Here is a 16341-nt window from a genome sequence, read left to right as displayed (position 1 = left end):
CGCTTCAGACGAGTTGTATGCCGCGTTCAATTCCGCTGGAGTAACTGGCTTTAACGCGCAGGAATGTCGCTTTTTTTGAGCTGTCGTAGCAGGGGTGCTTGGACTCACACCACATCCTACGCTCACCCCGGTTTCACACTCGCCGTCACATAATTCACGCTCAGATCCCGGTCCGAGATCGACCAACTCCAGAGGATTGGGTTGAACACGAAGCCCTTGCGGTCCACTGGGTCCAGCCCGGCCTGACGCAGCAGGTCGAACAGCTCATCGGGGGTGATGAACTTATTCCACTCATGGGTGCCGCGCGGCAGCCAGCGCATGACGACCTCGGCCCCGAAAATGGCCATGGCATAGGATTTCGGATTTCGGTTGATGGTCGAACAGATCAGCAAGCCGCCCGGTTTCAGCAAGTGCTGCGAGGCTGTCAGAAAACCCAACGGGTCGGCCACATGCTCGACCACTTCCATGTTCAGCACCACGTCGAACTGTTCGCCTGCAGCGGCCATGTCCTCGGCAGTGGTGTGGCGGTAGTCGATCTCCAGCCCGGATTGTTCCGCATGGATGCGCGCGACGGGCAGGTTGCCTTCGGCGGCATCCGCTCCGACCACTTCGGCCCCAAGGCGGGCCATCGGTTCGCTCAGCAACCCGCCGCCGCAGCCGATATCCAGCAAACGCAGGCCCTCGAACGGCTTTGGCGACTTCAAATCGCGATCGAATTCGCCCGCGATCTGCTGTGTGATATAATCCAGCCGACAGGGGTTGAGCATGTGCAGTGGTTTGAATTTTCCATGCGGATCCCACCATTCTGCGGCCATCGCTTCGAATTTTGCGATCTCGGAAGGGTCAACCGTGTTCGGATGCGCTTGCATTCCTGTCTCCGTATGCTCTTTTACGCTTAAGGACTATATAGGGCCATAATGGACAAGTACCCGGACCAAAAGCGCGCAGTTCAATATCTGTACCCGCCGATCGATCCTTTCGATCAGCGTATGGTCGATGTGGGCGACGGGCACCGTATCTATATGGAACAATGCGGCAATCCCAACGGCATTCCGGTGGTGATTCTGCACGGAGGCCCGGGCGGTGGCTGCAGCCCCGCGATGCGGCGCTATTTTGATCCTGACGTTTACCGGGTGATTCTGTTTGATCAGCGCGGATGCGGACGGTCACGCCCGCATGCCTCGGTCACGGACAACACCACTTGGCATCTGGTGGACGATATCGAACGTCTGCGAACCCTGCTGGATATCGACGACTGGATTGTCTTTGGCGGCAGCTGGGGGGCAACGCTTGCGCTGGTCTATGCTCAGTCCCACCCGGATCGGGTCAATCGTCTGGTGCTGCGCGGTGTGTTCCTAGCGACGCAGTCCGAGTTGGATTGGTTTTACGGCGGCGGCGCGGGCAAGTTTTGGCCCGAGCAATGGGCGAAGTTCACCGCTCTGCTGTCGGAAAGTGAACTAAGCGACACGATCGGCGCATATAACAAACGCCTGTTCTCGGGTGATCGCGCGACCGAGATTCTGTATGCGCGCGCCTGGTCCAGTTGGGAAAACGCGCTGGCTTCGATCCATTCGCATGGCGCAACTGGGGAAAGCCCGGGGGAATACGCGCGCGCCTTTGCGCGGCTTGAGAATCACTATTTCATCAATCGCGCGTTCCTTGAACGCGACGGGCAGATTCTGGACCAGATGGACAGAATCGCACATATCCCCGGCCATATCGTGCAGGGTCGGTATGACATGATCTGTCCGCCTCAGGCCGCGTGGAACCTTGCCCAGCTGTGGCCCAATGCCGAGCTGAAGATGGTGCGTCAGGCCGGGCATGCGCTGTCCGAACCCGGAATTAGCGCGGAATTGGTTCGCATCATGGACCGAGTGGCGGAGGGCGCATTATGACCCGCATCGACCGTCGTGCTTTGTTTGCTTCCGGTGCTGCTGCCGCTCTGCTTGCGGCGACCGGTGCGTCTTTAGCCGATACGCCCAAAGTGGGTGGTACGCTGCGCCTTGCCGTGCCCCGCGATGACAGTTTGGAGCAGGTTGCCCGTGGGGCCGTGTTCGACACCCTGACCGAGATTGCACCCGACGGCACCCTGCGCGGAGAGCTTGCGACCGGTTGGCAAACTGATTCCCAAGCCCGCATCTGGAGCTTTGATCTGCGCGAGAACGCTCGTTTTCACGATGGCGCAGTCCTTGATGTAGGGGATGTGATGGCTGTTCTGGGCGATGTCGGGCAGGTCGACGCCTTGTCAGATAATCGGGTGCGTCTGGAGTTGGCTCAGGCCAACCCGGGTCTACCCTTCCTTTTGGCCGACAGCAGGTTCGTTATTACGCGCAACGGTCAAGGTGTCACGCCTTTGCAGACCGCGAATGGCACCGGATGCTACCGTGTTGAACGGGCGGAGGATGATCGTCATTTCCTTGGGCGCCGTGTGGCGGGCCACTACAAGGATGGATTGGCTGGCTGGGCCGAAACCCTGGAGGTTATCGTGATTCCCGACGCTCGCGTGCGTACCGAGGCGCTGCGAGACGGCTTTGTGGATATCGCGGCGCAGCCGCAGCGCGAAGGGTTCAGCCCGCACCGCGGATTGCGCTTTTTCCCAAGCGAATCCGATATGGCGCTGGCTGTGGCAGGGCATGTCGGCATGCCCCGTCAGATCGGAACGGATCGCCCGCTGGATGATGGCCGCGTTGCCGAGCGTTGGTGGTTGATTTAAACGCCGAAAATTCGCCTGACTTCTACTTTGTGCAAAATTTTGCTATTGTACGCGCTGTATTAGCTTAATTGTTTCGAAAATGGGAGAATTCCCATGAGGGTTGAAAGCTTAAAGAATATATCAATATCCATTTTGTCCGTAGCATTGGCGGTTGTTGCGGTGTTTGCCCTGAAATCAGGTAAAGACGTTACCGTAAAAGTCAGCAAAAACGGGACGATAGAGCTGGATGCCCGCGAAGGGCAGTCGCTGACCCAGTTGCTGGACAAGGGTTTTGAGGCCGTAGAGGCGAACCCCGAAGATAGTGCAGAGACGACAGCGCGGAAACTGTCCGATATGCGGGCTCTGACCCGCACGCTGAAGTCGCATGGTTACTATGCGTTGAACGATTCGGATCTGGTTCACGAAATTAGAGGGCTGGAAAAGGAGGATCCCATGTCGGCCGGGCTGCGCGACGTGCTGTATGATCTGGAAGGTCCGTTTTCGCTGCCCGGAACATTGCGTGGGGCGGATTCACGGATGTGGCAGGCGATCGCTGATCTGTACGAGGGTATAAAGTCCGAACCGCGTGGTGACAGCCAGCTATTTGCGACGCTTTACACGAACTTCATTCAGCAAGAGACCGTGTTCAGCCCCTTCAAGCACGAGGTAACGGCCGAGGGCGTGTTGTTGCATGACGCAAATGGGAACGAAAAACCGATGGTGTACACCTGCCCCGACAGTTTTTTGAAGCCGGGGATTACCGTCCTGATCAAACCGACCGGCGGGTCATCCAATATCATGCGTCAGTTCACGGTGCGGCAAGATCCTGTTTTTCATGCCTGCGCCGCGCGGACACCGTTCGAGTTTTTGTCGGGTTCAGAAATGAAGCTGGGGCTGAACCGGGTGGCCTTTGATCAACTCTTCCCGCCGCGGACGGCGAATGCCGAGCAGTTTCAGGGCAGGGGCACTCTTTCGGTGATTATCTACCCGCGCAACACGCAGCCTGCGCTTTTTGCATCTTCGGCGGAATAGGAGCTTTCCATGAATAAACTTGCTGTTCTCGCTGCCATTATTGCACTTGTGACCGTCGCCCCGTCAGGCGTGGCACATGCCCAGGGACGTCAATGCCTGTTTGACGGCGAGGTCTACGAAGACGGGGACCGCGTTGGTCCTTACCTATGTGAAAATGGCGAGTGGATTCTGTCAGACTGATATTGTGATTGCCCATCCTGGCGCTTGGGCTTGCAATCTTGCAGTCGCTTGGCTATATGGCCGTTAACAGCGGCGTGTCGGGCTTCGGTCCGGGGCTCCACCGGAAAAGATCGACGGGCCGCGCGCCCGTTTTTTTGTGCCCGACTGACAGGGTAGAGTACCAGATGACAAATGACCTGATAGCCAAAGCAGCCATCGACCGGCGACTGGCCGAGATCATCACCCCCGTGATCGAGGATCTGGGGTATGAACTTGTGCGTATTCGCCTGATGAGCGGCAAACAAACCACGCTGCAGATCATGGCTGACAAGCCTGATGGCGGTATCGAAGTGGATGATTGCGCCGAGATTTCGAACGCGGTCAGCGCCACGTTGGATGTTGAGGATCCGATCCTTGACGCCTATGCGCTGGAAGTGTCCAGCCCCGGCATCGACCGCCCCTTGACCCGTCTCAAGGACTTTGAGGCGTTCGAAGGGTATGAGGCCAAGATCGAAACCGCCGAACTGATCGACGGACGCCGCCGTTTTAAAGGTGAGCTGGCCGGGATCGAGGGAGATGAGGTCCTGATCAATCTCACCGAGGGGGACGAGACGATCACCATCGGTCTGCAATTCGACTGGCTGAGCGACGCCAAGCTGGTCCTGACTGACGACCTGATCAAGGAAATGCTGCGCCAGCGCAAAGACGCCGGTGCCCTGAACGAAAACGCTTTCGACGAGATTGAGACCGAAGGGTCCGAAGAGGAGACGAACTGATGGCAATCACCTCAGCCAACCAGCTGGAGCTGCTGCAGACCGCCGAGGCCGTGGCCCGCGAAAAGATGATCGACCCCAGTCTGGTTGTCGAAGCGATGGAGGAATCGCTCGCCCGTGCCGCCAAGAGCCGTTACGGCGCTGAAATGGACATCCGCGTCAGCATCGATCGCAAGACTGGCAAAGCAACATTCACCCGCGTTCGCACCGTGGTCGAAGATGAAGAGCTGGAAAACTACCAGGCCGAGATGACTGTCGAGCAGGCCAAGCAGTATATGGAAACGCCTTCAGTTGGTGACGTCTTCGTTGAAGAAGTGCCGCCAGTTGAAATGGGCCGTATCGCGGCACAATCCGCAAAGCAGGTGATCCTGCAGAAGGTTCGCGAAGCCGAGCGCGACCGTCAGTACGAAGATTTCAAGGATCGTGCAGGCACCATCATCAACGGTGCGGTCAAGCGCGAAGAGTTTGGCAATGTCATCGTCGATCTGGGTGGTGCTGAGGCCGTTCTACGCCGCAATGACAAGATCGGTCGCGAAAGCTATCGTCCGAATGACCGTGTGCGTGCCTATATCAAGGAAGTGCGTCGCGAAGTTCGTGGCCACCAGATCTTCCTGTCGCGCACCGCGCCGGAATTCATGGCCGAACTGTTCAAGATGGAAGTGCCGGAAATCTATGACGGCATCATCGAGGTCAAGGCCGTGGCCCGTGACCCCGGTTCGCGTGCCAAGATCGCTGTGATTTCCTACGACGGTTCGATTGATCCGGTTGGTGCTTGCGTTGGTATGCGCGGCAGCCGCGTGCAAGCCGTTGTGAACGAGCTGCAGGGCGAAAAAATCGACATCATTCCGTGGAACGAAGATCAACCGACCTTCCTGGTGAATGCGCTGCAGCCTGCTGAGGTTTCCAAGGTGGTTCTGGACGAAGAAGCCGGCAAAATCGAGGTTGTGGTTCCCGAGGAACAGCTTTCGCTGGCCATCGGTCGCCGCGGTCAGAACGTGCGTCTGGCCAGCCAGCTTACCAATCTGGATATCGACATCATGACCGAGGCCGAAGAATCGGCGCGTCGTCAGAAAGAATTCGAAGCCCGCACCCAGCTGTTCATGGACAGCCTGGATCTGGATGAGTTCTTTGCCCAGTTGCTGGTGTCCGAAGGCTTCACCAACCTCGAAGAGGTAGCCTATGTGGAAATCGAAGAACTGCTGGTGATCGACGGCGTTGACGAAGGCACCGCGCAAGAGCTGCAAACACGGGCGCGCGAATATCTGGAAGCAAAGGCCAAGGCAGCTTTGGAAAGCGCCCGCGCGTTGGGTGCCGAAGACAGTCTTATTGAATTCGAAGGCCTGACACCCCAGATGGTTGAAGCGCTGGCCAAGGACGATGTGAAGAACCTGGAAGACTTCGCCACCTGCGCTGACTGGGAACTGGCCGGTGGTTGGACCACGGTCGACGGCCAGCGAATCAAAGATGACGGTGTTCTGGAACCTTTCGGTGTAACGCTGGAAGAGGCGCAGGATCTGGTCATGACAGCTCGGATCATGCTGGGCTGGGTCGATCCTGCTGAGTTGGAGCAGGCCGAAGAAGAAGTTACCGAAGAGGAGGCCGAGGCCTGATCTCAGGCTTCGGGTGGCGCAAATGGGTCGCGGTGGCGTCCATAAGGATCGGTCCGAAGGACCTGAACGCAAGTGCATCGCCACGGGCGAGGTTCAACCTAAATATGGGTTGATCCGCTTTGTGACGGGGCCGGATGGTCAGGTCTTTCCGGATGTCGCGGCAAAACTGCCGGGACGTGGCGTCTATGTCGCGGCGGATCGCAGCGCACTGGACAAGGCCGTGGGCAAAAAGCTGTTTGCACGTGGTTTCAAGGCGCAAGTCAGTGTGCCCAACGATCTCGCGGATGAAGTTGAGCGTCAGATTGCGCGCCGTGTGATCGAGTTGGTGAGCCTTGCGCGCAAATCTGGTGATGCGATCGCCGGTTACGAAAAGGTCAAGACGTGGCTGGACCGGGAAGAGGCCCAGGTACTGATACAAGCCTCTGATGGATCAGGGCGCGGCAAGTCGAAATTGAGCACGCCGCACTTCGGAACATACATCGGCTGGCTGACGGCGGACGAGCTGGGACAGGCATTTGGGCGCCAAACCGTGATTCATGCGGCGCTCGCCTCTGGCGGACTCGCCAAACGTGTTGTAGAGGAAGCGCAGCGCCTGCGTGGCTTGCGCGAAACGGATGACGGCGGCAGGGGCCGCGCGGAAGGGTAAGAAGCTTTATGAGCGATAATGACGGCAAAAAGACATTGGGTCTTCGTGGCGGGGCACGCCCCGGAAATGTGAAACAAAGTTTCAGCCACGGACGTACCAAGAATGTCGTGGTGGAGACCAAACGCAAGCGCGTGGTGGTTCCCAAGCCGGGTGCCGGCAAGCCAGGTGGCGGAGCAACGCCCTCGGGTGATCCGTCGCGCCGCCCTGCCGGGATTTCCGATGCGGAGATGGCCCGCCGGATGAAGGCGCTGCAGGCCGCGAAGGCCCGCGAGGTCGAAGAAGCCGCCGCCCGCGAGGCAGCTGAAAAAGCGCGTGAAGAAGAGCGCGCCCGTCGTCGTGCGGAGCAAGAGGCTAAGGAACGCGAACAGCGCGAGGCCGAAGAACGTGCACGTGCCAAGGCCGAAGAAGAAGATCGCAAGCGCAAAGAGGCTGAAATTGCGGCCCAACGCGCTGCTGCTCCGGCTGCTCCGGCAGAGCCCAAGGCGGCCGCTCCGCGCAGCCCGGCCAACAAGCCTGCACCGGCTGCAACTCCGCGGAAAAACGATCGCGAGCGTGAACAGCGCGGAAATCGTGGCAAAGGCCGTGATGACAACCGCCGGTCCGGCAAGCTGACATTGGGTCAGGCAACGGGCGGCGAAGGTAATCGTCACCGCTCTATGGCGGCGATGAAGCGCAAGCAGGAGCGGGCGCGTCAGAAAGCCATGGGTGGTACGGTCGAGCGCGAAAAGGTAATCCGCGACGTACAGCTGCCCGAGGCGATCACGGTATCAGAGCTGGCCAACCGTATGGCCGAGCGTGTGGCAGACGTTGTCAAATCGCTGATGAACATGGGCATGATGGTCACGCAGAACCAGACCATTGATGCCGATACCGCCGAGCTGATCATCGAAGAATTCGGTCACAAAGTGACCCGTGTCTCTGATTCGGATGTCGAGGACGTCATCAAAGAGGTCGAAGACGACGACAAAGATCTGAAATCGCGTCCGCCGGTCATCACCATCATGGGTCACGTTGACCACGGCAAAACCTCGCTGCTGGATGCGATCCGCGATGCGCGGGTTGTGGCAGGCGAAGCGGGTGGCATCACCCAGCACATCGGTGCCTATCAGGTGACAACCGATAGCGGCACCACACTGTCTTTCCTGGATACGCCGGGTCACGCGGCCTTTACTTCGATGCGCTCGCGCGGTGCTCAGGTCACGGATATCGTGGTTCTGGTTGTTGCCGCCGATGACGCGGTGATGCCGCAGACGGTCGAAGCGATCAACCACGCGAAAGCGGCCGGAGTGCCGATGATCGTGGCGATCAACAAGGTCGACAAGCCGGGCGCGAACCCGGACAAGGTGCGCACCGATCTGCTGCAGCACGAAGTCATCGTCGAGAAAATGTCGGGTGAGGTTCAGGACGTCGAAGTCTCTGCCATCACCGGTCAGGGTCTGGATGAGCTGCTGGAAGCCATCGCGCTGCAATCCGAGATTCTGGAGTTGAAAGCCAACCCGAATCGCGCCGCCCAGGGTGCCGTGATCGAGGCGCAGCTGGACGTGGGTCGCGGCCCGGTCGCGACTGTTCTGGTTCAGAACGGTACGCTACGCCAGGGCGATATCTTCGTCGTGGGTGAGCAATACGGTAAAGTCCGTGCGCTGATCAACGACAAGGGTGAACGCGTCAAGGAAGCTGGCCCCTCGGTTCCTGTCGAGGTTTTGGGTCTGAACGGAACGCCTGAAGCGGGCGACGTTCTGAACGTGACCGAGACCGAAGCACAGGCCCGCGAGATCGCCGAATACCGCGAACAGGCCGCCAAGGACAAACGTGCCGCCGCTGGCGCCGCAACGACCCTTGAGCAGCTGATGCAGAAGGCCAAGGAAGACGAGAACGTCAACGAACTGCCAATTCTGATGAAAGCAGACGTTCAGGGCTCGGCTGAAGCCATCGTTCAGGCGATGGAGAAAATCGGCAACGACGAGGTACGCGTGCGCGTGCTGCACTCGGGCGTAGGTGCGATTACCGAAACCGATGTCGGCCTGGCCGAAGCATCCGGTGCGCCGATCCTAGGTTTCAACGTGCGTGCCAATGCGTCGGCGCGGAACACCGCGAACCAGAAGGGTGTGGAAATCCGCTACTACTCGGTGATCTACGATCTGGTCGATGACGTGAAAGCCGCCGCATCCGGCCTGCTGAGCGCCGAGATCCGCGAAAAGTTCATCGGTTACGCCGAGATCCGCGAAGTCTTCAAGGTTACCGGCGTCGGCAAGGTTGCTGGCTGTCTGGTCACCGAAGGCGTGGCGCGTCGTTCTGCGGGCGTCCGCCTGCTGCGCGACAACGTGGTGATCCACGAAGGCACGCTGAAGACGCTGAAACGCTTCAAGGACGAAGTGGCCGAGGTCCAGTCGGGTCAGGAATGCGGTATGGCGTTCGAGAACTACGACGATATCCGTGCAGGCGACGTGATCGAAATCTTCGAGCGCGAAGAGGTCACCCGCACGCTGGATTGATCCGGTTCGGAATGAGAGTTTGGAAACAGCGGCTCAATTGGGCCGCTGTTTTTTTTGCGAATGATTGCGAGCCTTTGATTGTACGTATGAGATTTTCTGAAAGTCAGTACGTTGCGTTTAATAATCCTGTCCTAATTATGAGATGAGTCTGCCTTGAAGGTCGGCTGTGCGGACAAAACGGCCATTGTGTCCTGAGAACCCAATGACCGTTATCTAAAGATCGACAGCACACCGGCTGTGTCGCACTCACCAAAACACGCGATCAATATTGACCTTCCATGATACTCTGGAACAGGCTTGGATCTGTTACACCTTCGGAGCCAATGATCATCACACGACTCTCGGAAGTGAGTTTCATCTCATCTCGCAGAGAGGGGTTTGTTGCGCCGCAGATCAAACCAATCAAGCCCGCAACAGCACTTTCGCCGACTTCAATTCCGCAATCCCCACTTTGCCCCCTTGCTAGCATTCGCACAGCTGGTGCGACCAGGGATTCAGGTATTGTCATGAAGCCGTTAACGGAGTTTTCAAGAACTTTCCAGGCGATCTGAGATGGTTCGCCGCATGACAGCCCTGCCATCAGCGTCTCTTTTTTAATTTTGACAGATGTCAGCGCCTTTACCTTGGCGCTGGCAAGCAGGCATGGTGCCAGTTCAGGCTCAACAACGATGCTGCGTGGTGCGGCCTTGCCCCATTCTTGATGAAAGGATGCAATCACCGATGCTGCAAGACCGCCCACGCCCCCTTGAAGGAATACATGCGTTGGCGGTTCCGGCAGGTTGCGCACAATCTCTCGTGCCATCACTCCGTATCCAGCCATCACATCAAGGGGGGCGTGATAATAACCAGGCCAGGACGTATCCGAAACAATCATCCAGCCGAAGTTTTCTGCATCAACACGAGATTGCGCGACCGCCGCGTCATAGTCTCCGTTGATCCGGATGACGTCCGCCCCCAATTTCTGCATGGCGTCAGCACGGAATGCACTTACTTCTGCATGGATGTAAATTCGGCATTTCGCCCCAAACCGTTGTGCACCCCAAGCTACAGATCGCCCGTGATTGCCATCGGTTGCTGATATGATGGTCATTTCAGATATCTGAGACGCAAAGTGCCCATTTCGGATTTCTTCGACAGTGATCTTGCGCCCTTCGGCATCCGACAATTCGCGCTGAATGCAGCGCAGAACTGCATAGGCTCCGCCCAAGGCCTTGAAGCTACCGAGTCCGAACCGTGGGCCTTCATGTTTGTAGTAGACAGCTTGAAGGCCCAGGATGTCGGCAAGTCCAGTAAGGTCAAAAATAGGTGTAGGTTTGTATCCCTCCCAGGCCGTGATTTCGGCCTCTGCCTCGTCAAAGCTGGTTCGCGAAAGAGTTTCAATGACTTCAGACCCAAACCTTGGCTGGGCGGCTACGAAGTCGGTTTTTGCGGTTTCATATTGCTTGAGCATCGGAAGCCCTTTCTGTGCTTGCCCGCAAAAATACTTCACCTGCGTCGTGAAAAGGGCTCTATTCTCTAGCTTTATGCGATGAAAATTTGCATATTTAAGCCATGGCACGAGAGTATTCTTCATCAGGACTAGACGCCTTTGATCTGGCGATTCTCAAACTTTTGCAGCAAGATTGCACGCTGCCCCAGCGCCAGATCGGCGAGGCTGTAAATCTTTCGACCGCTTCGGTACAACGGCGGATCAAGCGGATGGAGAGCAATGGTATCATTTCTGCTCAAACCGCTCAGATCGACCCAAGGGCCGTCGGCCTTTCACTAACCATTGTAGTGGAGGTTGAACTGAGGGCAGAAACTGCAGGCCGAATTGATGAAGTAAAGCGCAGCTTCCAAGAAGCGCCCGAAATCCAGCAATGTTACTATGTCACCGGAGAGGTAGATTTCGTTTTGATCGTGATTGTTGGAGACATGTCCGAATATGAAGACCTGACACAACGTCTCTTCTTTCCGAATGACAACATCCGAAAGTTTCGAACCTTTGTTGCTATGGATCGTACCAAATCTGGCATGCGCGTAAATATCTGAATTAGCACAGCCGAAACATCAGGTGCGGACATTCATACAATCTGCAGCATTCATTACTCTGGGCTCGAACCGGGCGTTCGAAGCTTGGCAACAAAGGTAAGGTTTGTAATGGTCGTGCTAATTTCCGGGGAAAATACCAAATCAGTTGATTTTCAATGCCTTTGACTACCGATTTACCGGCAAAAACGTACCTCGATGCATGATGATATCGAAGTGCTGCATGCCCTTTAGCAAATCGAAACTGACCGAATGCCCGCCTTTGCGCAGGGCTTCCGCATAATCGCGACTTTGGCGGATGAATTCCGGCGTGTCCCGTTCCGCCACTGTCACGTGATAGCGAGGACCGGGGGGTGGCAGGTGCAGGATCGGGGACAGATCATGTACCTCGACCGGGGTCAGCTGCAGTGGGTCATTCACCGAGGTCAGGCTGATCGGTTCCAGATCATAGACGCCGCTGATCAGGATAACATCGCGCACGCGCAATCCCGCGCGGGCCAACGCATCCGCCGAGGTCGCCATGACCATGGCCACCAGATGCGCGCCTGCACTGTGTCCCGATAGGGTGATCCGCGACGGATCAAAGCCCAAATTGAACGCGTTCTCTGCCAGCCAAAGTAGGGCATCGCGGCATTCGTTGACCATCTGATCCAGCCGTGCATCCGGGGCCAGCGTGTAATTCAACGTGGCAAAGGATTGCTCGGCCTCAATCAGTGCAGGGGCCATCATCGCCGATTCGCGTTGGCTGAGCGCTTGCCAATATCCGCCGTGAACAAAGACGTGCAGAGGCGCACCTGCTCCTTTCGCGGGAAAGAAATCCAGCACTTGCGCCGGCGAATCGCCATAGGCGACGTTTTCCTTCACGTCCATCCTCGCCCGGTGCTGCGCGCTGAGTGCGGTATAGCTGTCTAGATAGGGTGTCAGATCGCCACCGATCATCGAACTAGGGGCGTATTCACGCTCCAACTCATCCTGAGAGAACCCTCGATACAGCATCGCCTACTCCTGCCCCGCATACATCAATTCGGTGCGCACATCGTAGAGGTCGTGGAAGAAGCGTAAATCCAGGGCCTTGCGCAGAAAGGACACGCCGCTGGATCCACCCGTGCCGGGTTGGTTGCCGATGACACGTTCCACAGCCGTGACATGGTCAAAACGCCAGCGTTGGAACAGGGATTCGACGTCCATCAGCTTTTCGGCTAGCGCATAAAGATCCCAATAACGGTCCGTGTTGCGGAACACCTGCCCCCATATCTTCACCACGCGGTTGTCGCCGGAATAAGGCTGCGCATAGTCCCGGTTCAGTAAATCATCGGGCACATCGAAACCTTGACGGGACAACATATGCAGCACCTCGTCATACAAGGACGGTTTTGTCAGCGCGGCATTCAGTAAGCTCATGACCTCGGCGTCATGTTCGTGCACTTTCAGGGTCGAGGCATCTTTGTTGCCCAGAATAAATTCGATCTGACGATAGCCGTAGCTTTGGAAGCCCGACGAACTGCCCAATGCCTCGCGGAAGGTCATGTAGTCGGCCGGCGTCATGGTCAGCAACGTCTCCCAAGCCGAGATCAGCTGGCGCTGAATCGCCTTGACCCGGTCGAGGTTCTTCATCGCGGGGCCGAATTCATCCTGTTGCAGGAACCGGCGCACCTCGACCAGTTGGTGATGCATCAGTTTCAGCCACAGCTCGCTGACCTGATGGATGACGATGAACAGCATTTCATCCGGCTGCGCAGGGTCCTGAAAGGTCTTTTGCAAGTTCAGCAGGGTTTTGAGCTGCAGAAAATCGCCATAGCTCTTGCGATGGGTTTCCGCGAAATCGGTGACCAGAGTGTCCTCGATTCCACGCTCAAGATACCGATGATCCTTATCGCCCATTTGCTCCTCCAAACGCATGAGTTCGCCCCTGTTTAGGGTCTAAATCAGCGCACTTCCAGAGCGTTAAGTCCAGTCCAGAACCACTTTGCCGGATTGGCCGGACTTCATCGCGGCAAAGCCTTCGGCGAAATCGTCGACTTTCATGTGGTGCGTGATGACCCGGCTGACATCCAGACCGTTCTGCAGCATCGCAATCATTTTGTACCAGGTCTCGAACATTTCGCGCCCATAAACGCCTTTGATGGTAATCGCTTTGAACACGATGCGGGACCAGTCCACCGGAGACTTTCCGGGCGGAATACCCAGCAAAGCGATCTTGCCGCCCATCACCAGAGCCTCGACCATCTGGTCCAGCGCAGCTTGTGAGCCGGACATTTCCAAGCCCACATCGAACCCCTGCTGCATGCCGAGTTCGGCAATGACGTCCTGCAGGTCTTCCTTGCTGACATCCACCGTCCGCAGGGTCGGCACGACGTGTTCGGCCAGTCTCAGACGATCCGGGTTGATATCTGTGATCACCACATGCCGCGCCCCGGCATGGCGCGCGACTGCGGCAGCCATAATACCGATGGGGCCCGCGCCGGTGATCAGAACATCCTCACCCAGCAGATCAAAGCTGAGCGCGGTGTGCACTGCGTTGCCGAGGGGGTCGAGGATGGCTCCGATCTCGTCTGGCACGTCCTCGGGCAAGGGTACCACATTAAAAGCGGGTAGTTTCAGGTATTGGGCAAAGGCACCTTGTTCGTTGACCCCGATCCCACGGGTGCCCGGATCCAGATGAAACTTCCCGGCTCGGCTTTGGCGGCTGTCGTTGGTGATCAGGTGGCCCTCGCCAGAACAACGCTGGCCGATCTCCAGACCGGACACATTGCGGCCGATCTCGACGATCTCACCCGCAAACTCGTGGCCGGTAATCATCGGAATTGGCACTGTGGCCGCGGCCCAGTCATCCCAATTCCAGATGTGGATATCTGTCCCGCAGATGCCGGTTTTGTTGATGCGGATCAGAACCTCGTCCGCATTAATTTCAGGCACAGGGGCCTGCACCATCCAAAGACCTTCTTCAGGTTTGGACTTTTCCAGAGCTTTCATTGTGTTGGGTCGCATCAGATCACTCCCAATTCCTTGCCGACCTTACCAAAGGCTGCCAGTGCACGGTCCAATTCATCCTTTGTTAGAGCCGCATTCATTTGGGTTCTGATCCTTGCTTGCCCACGCGGGACGACGGGAAAAAAGAAGCCCGAGACATAGACACCTTCGTCAAACAGTCGCGACGCCATTTCTTGCGCCAGCGTTGCTTCTCCCAGCATGACAGGGATGATCGGATGCTCACCGGGCAGCAGATCGAAGCCCAGCTTCTCAAGCCCCGCGCGCCAGTATTTGGCATTGCCGACCAGTTGGGCACGCAGCATGTCGCCCTCTTCAACCAGACGGATTGCCTCAATTGCTGCGGCGACGATGGAAGGTGGCAGCGAATTCGAGAACAGATAGGGCCGCGCCCGCTGCCGTAGCAGATCAATCACTGGCTGCGGCCCGGCGATATAGCCGCCGATTGCCCCCCCAAGTGCCTTGCCCAAGGTTCCCGTCAGAATATCGACGTCGACATCGAAATGATCCGGTGTTCCTGCACCCCTCGGTCCCATGAAGCCGGTGGCGTGACAGTCATCGACCATGACAATGGCGTCATATAAATCGGCCAATTCGCGAATTTTCGGCAGGTTGGCCAGATAGCCATCCATCGAGAACACGCCATCGGTCGCGATCATGATATGCCGCGCCCCATCCTCACGCGCCTGCTTTAGCCAGGCCTCCAAATCGTTCATGTCATTGTTCAGGTAGCGGTAGCGCTTGGCTTTACACAGCCGCACACCGTCGATGATCGAGGCGTGATTCAGGCTGTCCGAGATAATGGCGTCTTCAGACCCTAACAAGGGCTCGAACAGCCCGCCATTGGCGTCAAAGCACGCTGCAAACAGGATCGAATCATCCTTGTTCAGAAACTTTGCCAGCTTCTGCTCCAACTCTCGGTGAATGTCCTGCGTGCCGCAGATGAACCGGACCGAGGCCATGCCGAACCCCTTGGGTTCCATCGCACCCTTGGCGGCCTCGATCAACGCGGGGTGATCAGCCAGACCCAGATAGTTGTTGGCGCACAAGTTGATCACCTGCTTACCGCCCACCGTAATCTCACCTCCCTGAGGCGAGGTGATCATTCGTTCGCGTTTGTACAGACCCTCAGATTCGATCTGCGCGAGGGTGTCCGTTATGTGGGACAGGAATGCATCAGCCATGGCGGTCTCCGTTTGTCTGAGTCGCATATCTAACATAGCGGATATAATTCCCAAATAGGGGAATTACAATATACGGGAAAAATTTCCGCGAATACGGATTTTGCAGGTGTCAGGCGTTTTTAACGATCAGGAAGACCCGCGCTGCCCCGTTGGCAACAATCGAATGCGCGACATCCGCCGCATAGCGTGCGGTATCACCCATCTGCAGATCACTGACAGCCGTACCGGAGGTCACACGAACGGCACCTTCCAGCACGGTCAGCTGCTCTCGTGCTCCACGGGCGTGGGGCTGGCTGTTTAGAGCGCCGTCTTTGTCGAACTCAATATCGTAGACCTCGTGACCACCTGCTTCCTCGGGCGGTGAAAGAATGCGAATCCGGCAGTTTTGGCCCATGTTGTCGATACTGGGCACCTCGGATTTCCTAAGGACTTCGATCTGGTTCGTGCTGTTCGCTTCCTCCAGAAGACCCGCGAAATCCACCTGTAGCGCACGGGTTAGGTTCCACAGGGTCGAGATCGTTGGGCTGCTTTCGCCCCGCTCGATCTGACTGACCATCGATCTGGATACGCCGCTAAGATTTGCCACGGCTTCAAGCGACAGGCCCTTGGCTCTGCGGGCCTCTTTCAGGCGTGCGGGCAGGCGTGTCAGGATATCATCTGGGTTTTCCGTCATGACGGAATCTCATGCGCGTTTGTCCGTCATATGTCAATTCTGCTTGTGACGGTACGTTCCATGG

Annotated in this window: 16 protein-coding genes; 9 read left to right on the top strand and 7 right to left on the bottom strand. The window is 57.3% G+C overall.

Translation table 11 applies throughout. The features are described 5' to 3' along the window. Positions 1-122 precede the first annotated feature (122 nt). Positions 123-869, bottom strand: a complete 747-nt coding sequence (gene ubiG, locus AC2FD9_RS16785; RefSeq protein WP_496837963.1) for a bifunctional 2-polyprenyl-6-hydroxyphenol methylase/3-demethylubiquinol 3-O-methyltransferase UbiG — start codon at positions 867-869, stop codon at positions 123-125. Positions 870-917: 48 nt separating this feature from the next. Here ubiG and pip point away from each other — a divergent pair, with 48 nt between their 5' ends. From pip to infB, 8 genes are all read left to right on the top strand, one after another. Then, positions 918-1895: a prolyl aminopeptidase gene (pip, locus tag AC2FD9_RS16780; RefSeq protein WP_496837961.1), complete on the top strand. Its 978-nt coding sequence runs from the start codon at positions 918-920 to the stop codon at positions 1893-1895. Then, complete coding sequence (locus tag AC2FD9_RS16775) at positions 1892-2713, top strand: ABC transporter substrate-binding protein (protein WP_496837959.1); 822 nt, start codon at positions 1892-1894, stop codon at positions 2711-2713. The genes pip and AC2FD9_RS16775 overlap by 4 nt, the downstream gene beginning before the upstream one ends. Positions 2714-2845: 132 nt before the next feature. Beyond that, complete coding sequence (locus AC2FD9_RS16770; RefSeq protein ID WP_496837958.1) at positions 2846-3724, top strand: hypothetical protein; 879 nt, start codon at positions 2846-2848, stop codon at positions 3722-3724. Between the two features lie 9 nt (positions 3725-3733). Continuing rightward, entirely contained in the window at positions 3734-3904 is a 171-nt protein-coding gene (locus AC2FD9_RS16765) for a hypothetical protein (RefSeq protein WP_160116462.1), read from the top strand. 164 nt (positions 3905-4068) lie between these two features. After that, positions 4069-4659 (top strand): ribosome maturation factor RimP, encoded by a 591-nt coding sequence (gene rimP, locus AC2FD9_RS16760; RefSeq protein WP_058272983.1) that lies wholly within the window; start codon positions 4069-4071, stop codon positions 4657-4659. Further along, a complete protein-coding gene (nusA, locus tag AC2FD9_RS16755; protein ID WP_058272982.1) occupies positions 4659-6266 on the top strand; it encodes a transcription termination factor NusA in 1608 nt (535 codons plus the stop codon). Before rimP ends, nusA begins: the two co-directional genes overlap by 1 nt. A gap of 22 nt (positions 6267-6288) precedes the next feature. Further along, positions 6289-6912: an RNA-binding protein gene (locus tag AC2FD9_RS16750; protein WP_058272981.1), complete on the top strand. Its 624-nt coding sequence runs from the start codon at positions 6289-6291 to the stop codon at positions 6910-6912. An 8-nt stretch (positions 6913-6920) separates the two neighbouring features. Continuing rightward, positions 6921-9404 carry a translation initiation factor IF-2 gene (infB, locus tag AC2FD9_RS16745; RefSeq protein WP_058272980.1) on the top strand — a complete coding sequence of 828 codons (2484 nt, stop codon included), beginning with the start codon at positions 6921-6923 and terminating at the stop codon, positions 9402-9404. Between the two features lie 262 nt (positions 9405-9666). On the opposite strand, the gene AC2FD9_RS16740 is transcribed toward infB, so the two are convergent. After that, positions 9667-10977, bottom strand: coding sequence for a diaminopropionate ammonia-lyase (locus AC2FD9_RS16740; RefSeq protein WP_496837956.1), 1311 nt, complete (start codon positions 10975-10977; stop codon positions 9667-9669). Here AC2FD9_RS16740 and AC2FD9_RS16735 point away from each other — a divergent pair. Beyond that, a complete protein-coding gene (locus AC2FD9_RS16735; protein ID WP_496837954.1) occupies positions 10956-11435 on the top strand; it encodes an Lrp/AsnC family transcriptional regulator in 480 nt (159 codons plus the stop codon). The genes AC2FD9_RS16740 and AC2FD9_RS16735 overlap by 22 nt on opposite strands. Before the next feature lie 165 nt (positions 11436-11600). Here the strand turns inward: AC2FD9_RS16735 and AC2FD9_RS16730 are convergent, their stop codons facing one another. The 5 genes from AC2FD9_RS16730 to AC2FD9_RS16710 form a co-directional block, all read right to left on the bottom strand. Continuing rightward, a complete protein-coding gene (locus AC2FD9_RS16730) occupies positions 11601-12428 on the bottom strand; it encodes an alpha/beta hydrolase (protein WP_496758032.1) in 828 nt (275 codons plus the stop codon). A 3-nt stretch (positions 12429-12431) separates the two neighbouring features. Continuing rightward, the gene (locus AC2FD9_RS16725; RefSeq protein ID WP_282120891.1) at positions 12432-13313 is read right to left on the bottom strand and encodes a tryptophan 2,3-dioxygenase; all 882 of its coding nucleotides are present in this window, start codon (positions 13311-13313) and stop codon (positions 12432-12434) included. Between the two features lie 63 nt (positions 13314-13376). Continuing rightward, positions 13377-14405 carry an L-threonine 3-dehydrogenase gene (gene tdh, locus AC2FD9_RS16720; RefSeq protein WP_282170894.1) on the bottom strand — a complete coding sequence of 343 codons (1029 nt, stop codon included), beginning with the start codon at positions 14403-14405 and terminating at the stop codon, positions 13377-13379. 14 nt (positions 14406-14419) lie between these two features. Next, a complete protein-coding gene (locus AC2FD9_RS16715; RefSeq protein WP_496761425.1) occupies positions 14420-15604 on the bottom strand; it encodes a glycine C-acetyltransferase in 1185 nt (394 codons plus the stop codon). Positions 15605-15713: 109 nt separating this feature from the next. Further along, positions 15714-16277 carry a helix-turn-helix domain-containing protein gene (locus AC2FD9_RS16710; protein WP_496761423.1) on the bottom strand — a complete coding sequence of 188 codons (564 nt, stop codon included), beginning with the start codon at positions 16275-16277 and terminating at the stop codon, positions 15714-15716. Positions 16278-16341: the final 64 nt, after the last annotated feature.

This window comes from Ruegeria sp. YTSC230 (genome assembly GCF_059609665.1).
The sequence above is the reverse complement of the archived record's forward strand: the minus strand, read 5'-3'. Positions and strand labels throughout refer to the sequence as shown.

What these genes read in the sequence shown, in the direction of transcription:
- AC2FD9_RS16740 (WP_496837956.1), bottom strand. Translation starts at nt 10,977, where the DNA reads ATGAAGAATACTCTCGTGCCATGGCTTAAATATGCAAATTTTCATCGC.
- nusA (WP_058272982.1), top strand. Translation starts at nt 4,659, where the DNA reads ATGGCAATCACCTCAGCCAACCAGCTGGAGCTGCTGCAGACCGCCGAG.
- pip (WP_496837961.1), top strand. Translation starts at nt 918, where the DNA reads ATGGACAAGTACCCGGACCAAAAGCGCGCAGTTCAATATCTGTACCCG.
- AC2FD9_RS16725 (WP_282120891.1), bottom strand. Translation starts at nt 13,313, where the DNA reads ATGGGCGATAAGGATCATCGGTATCTTGAGCGTGGAATCGAGGACACT.
- tdh (WP_282170894.1), bottom strand. Translation starts at nt 14,405, where the DNA reads ATGAAAGCTCTGGAAAAGTCCAAACCTGAAGAAGGTCTTTGGATGGTG.
- AC2FD9_RS16710 (WP_496761423.1), bottom strand. Translation starts at nt 16,277, where the DNA reads ATGACGGAAAACCCAGATGATATCCTGACACGCCTGCCCGCACGCCTG.
- AC2FD9_RS16715 (WP_496761425.1), bottom strand. Translation starts at nt 15,604, where the DNA reads ATGGCTGATGCATTCCTGTCCCACATAACGGACACCCTCGCGCAGATC.
- infB (WP_058272980.1), top strand. Translation starts at nt 6,921, where the DNA reads ATGAGCGATAATGACGGCAAAAAGACATTGGGTCTTCGTGGCGGGGCA.
- AC2FD9_RS16730 (WP_496758032.1), bottom strand. Translation starts at nt 12,428, where the DNA reads ATGCTGTATCGAGGGTTCTCTCAGGATGAGTTGGAGCGTGAATACGCC.
- ubiG (WP_496837963.1), bottom strand. Translation starts at nt 869, where the DNA reads ATGCAAGCGCATCCGAACACGGTTGACCCTTCCGAGATCGCAAAATTC.
- AC2FD9_RS16735 (WP_496837954.1), top strand. Translation starts at nt 10,956, where the DNA reads ATGGCACGAGAGTATTCTTCATCAGGACTAGACGCCTTTGATCTGGCG.
- AC2FD9_RS16775 (WP_496837959.1), top strand. Translation starts at nt 1,892, where the DNA reads ATGACCCGCATCGACCGTCGTGCTTTGTTTGCTTCCGGTGCTGCTGCC.
- rimP (WP_058272983.1), top strand. Translation starts at nt 4,069, where the DNA reads ATGACAAATGACCTGATAGCCAAAGCAGCCATCGACCGGCGACTGGCC.
- AC2FD9_RS16750 (WP_058272981.1), top strand. Translation starts at nt 6,289, where the DNA reads ATGGGTCGCGGTGGCGTCCATAAGGATCGGTCCGAAGGACCTGAACGC.
- AC2FD9_RS16765 (WP_160116462.1), top strand. Translation starts at nt 3,734, where the DNA reads ATGAATAAACTTGCTGTTCTCGCTGCCATTATTGCACTTGTGACCGTC.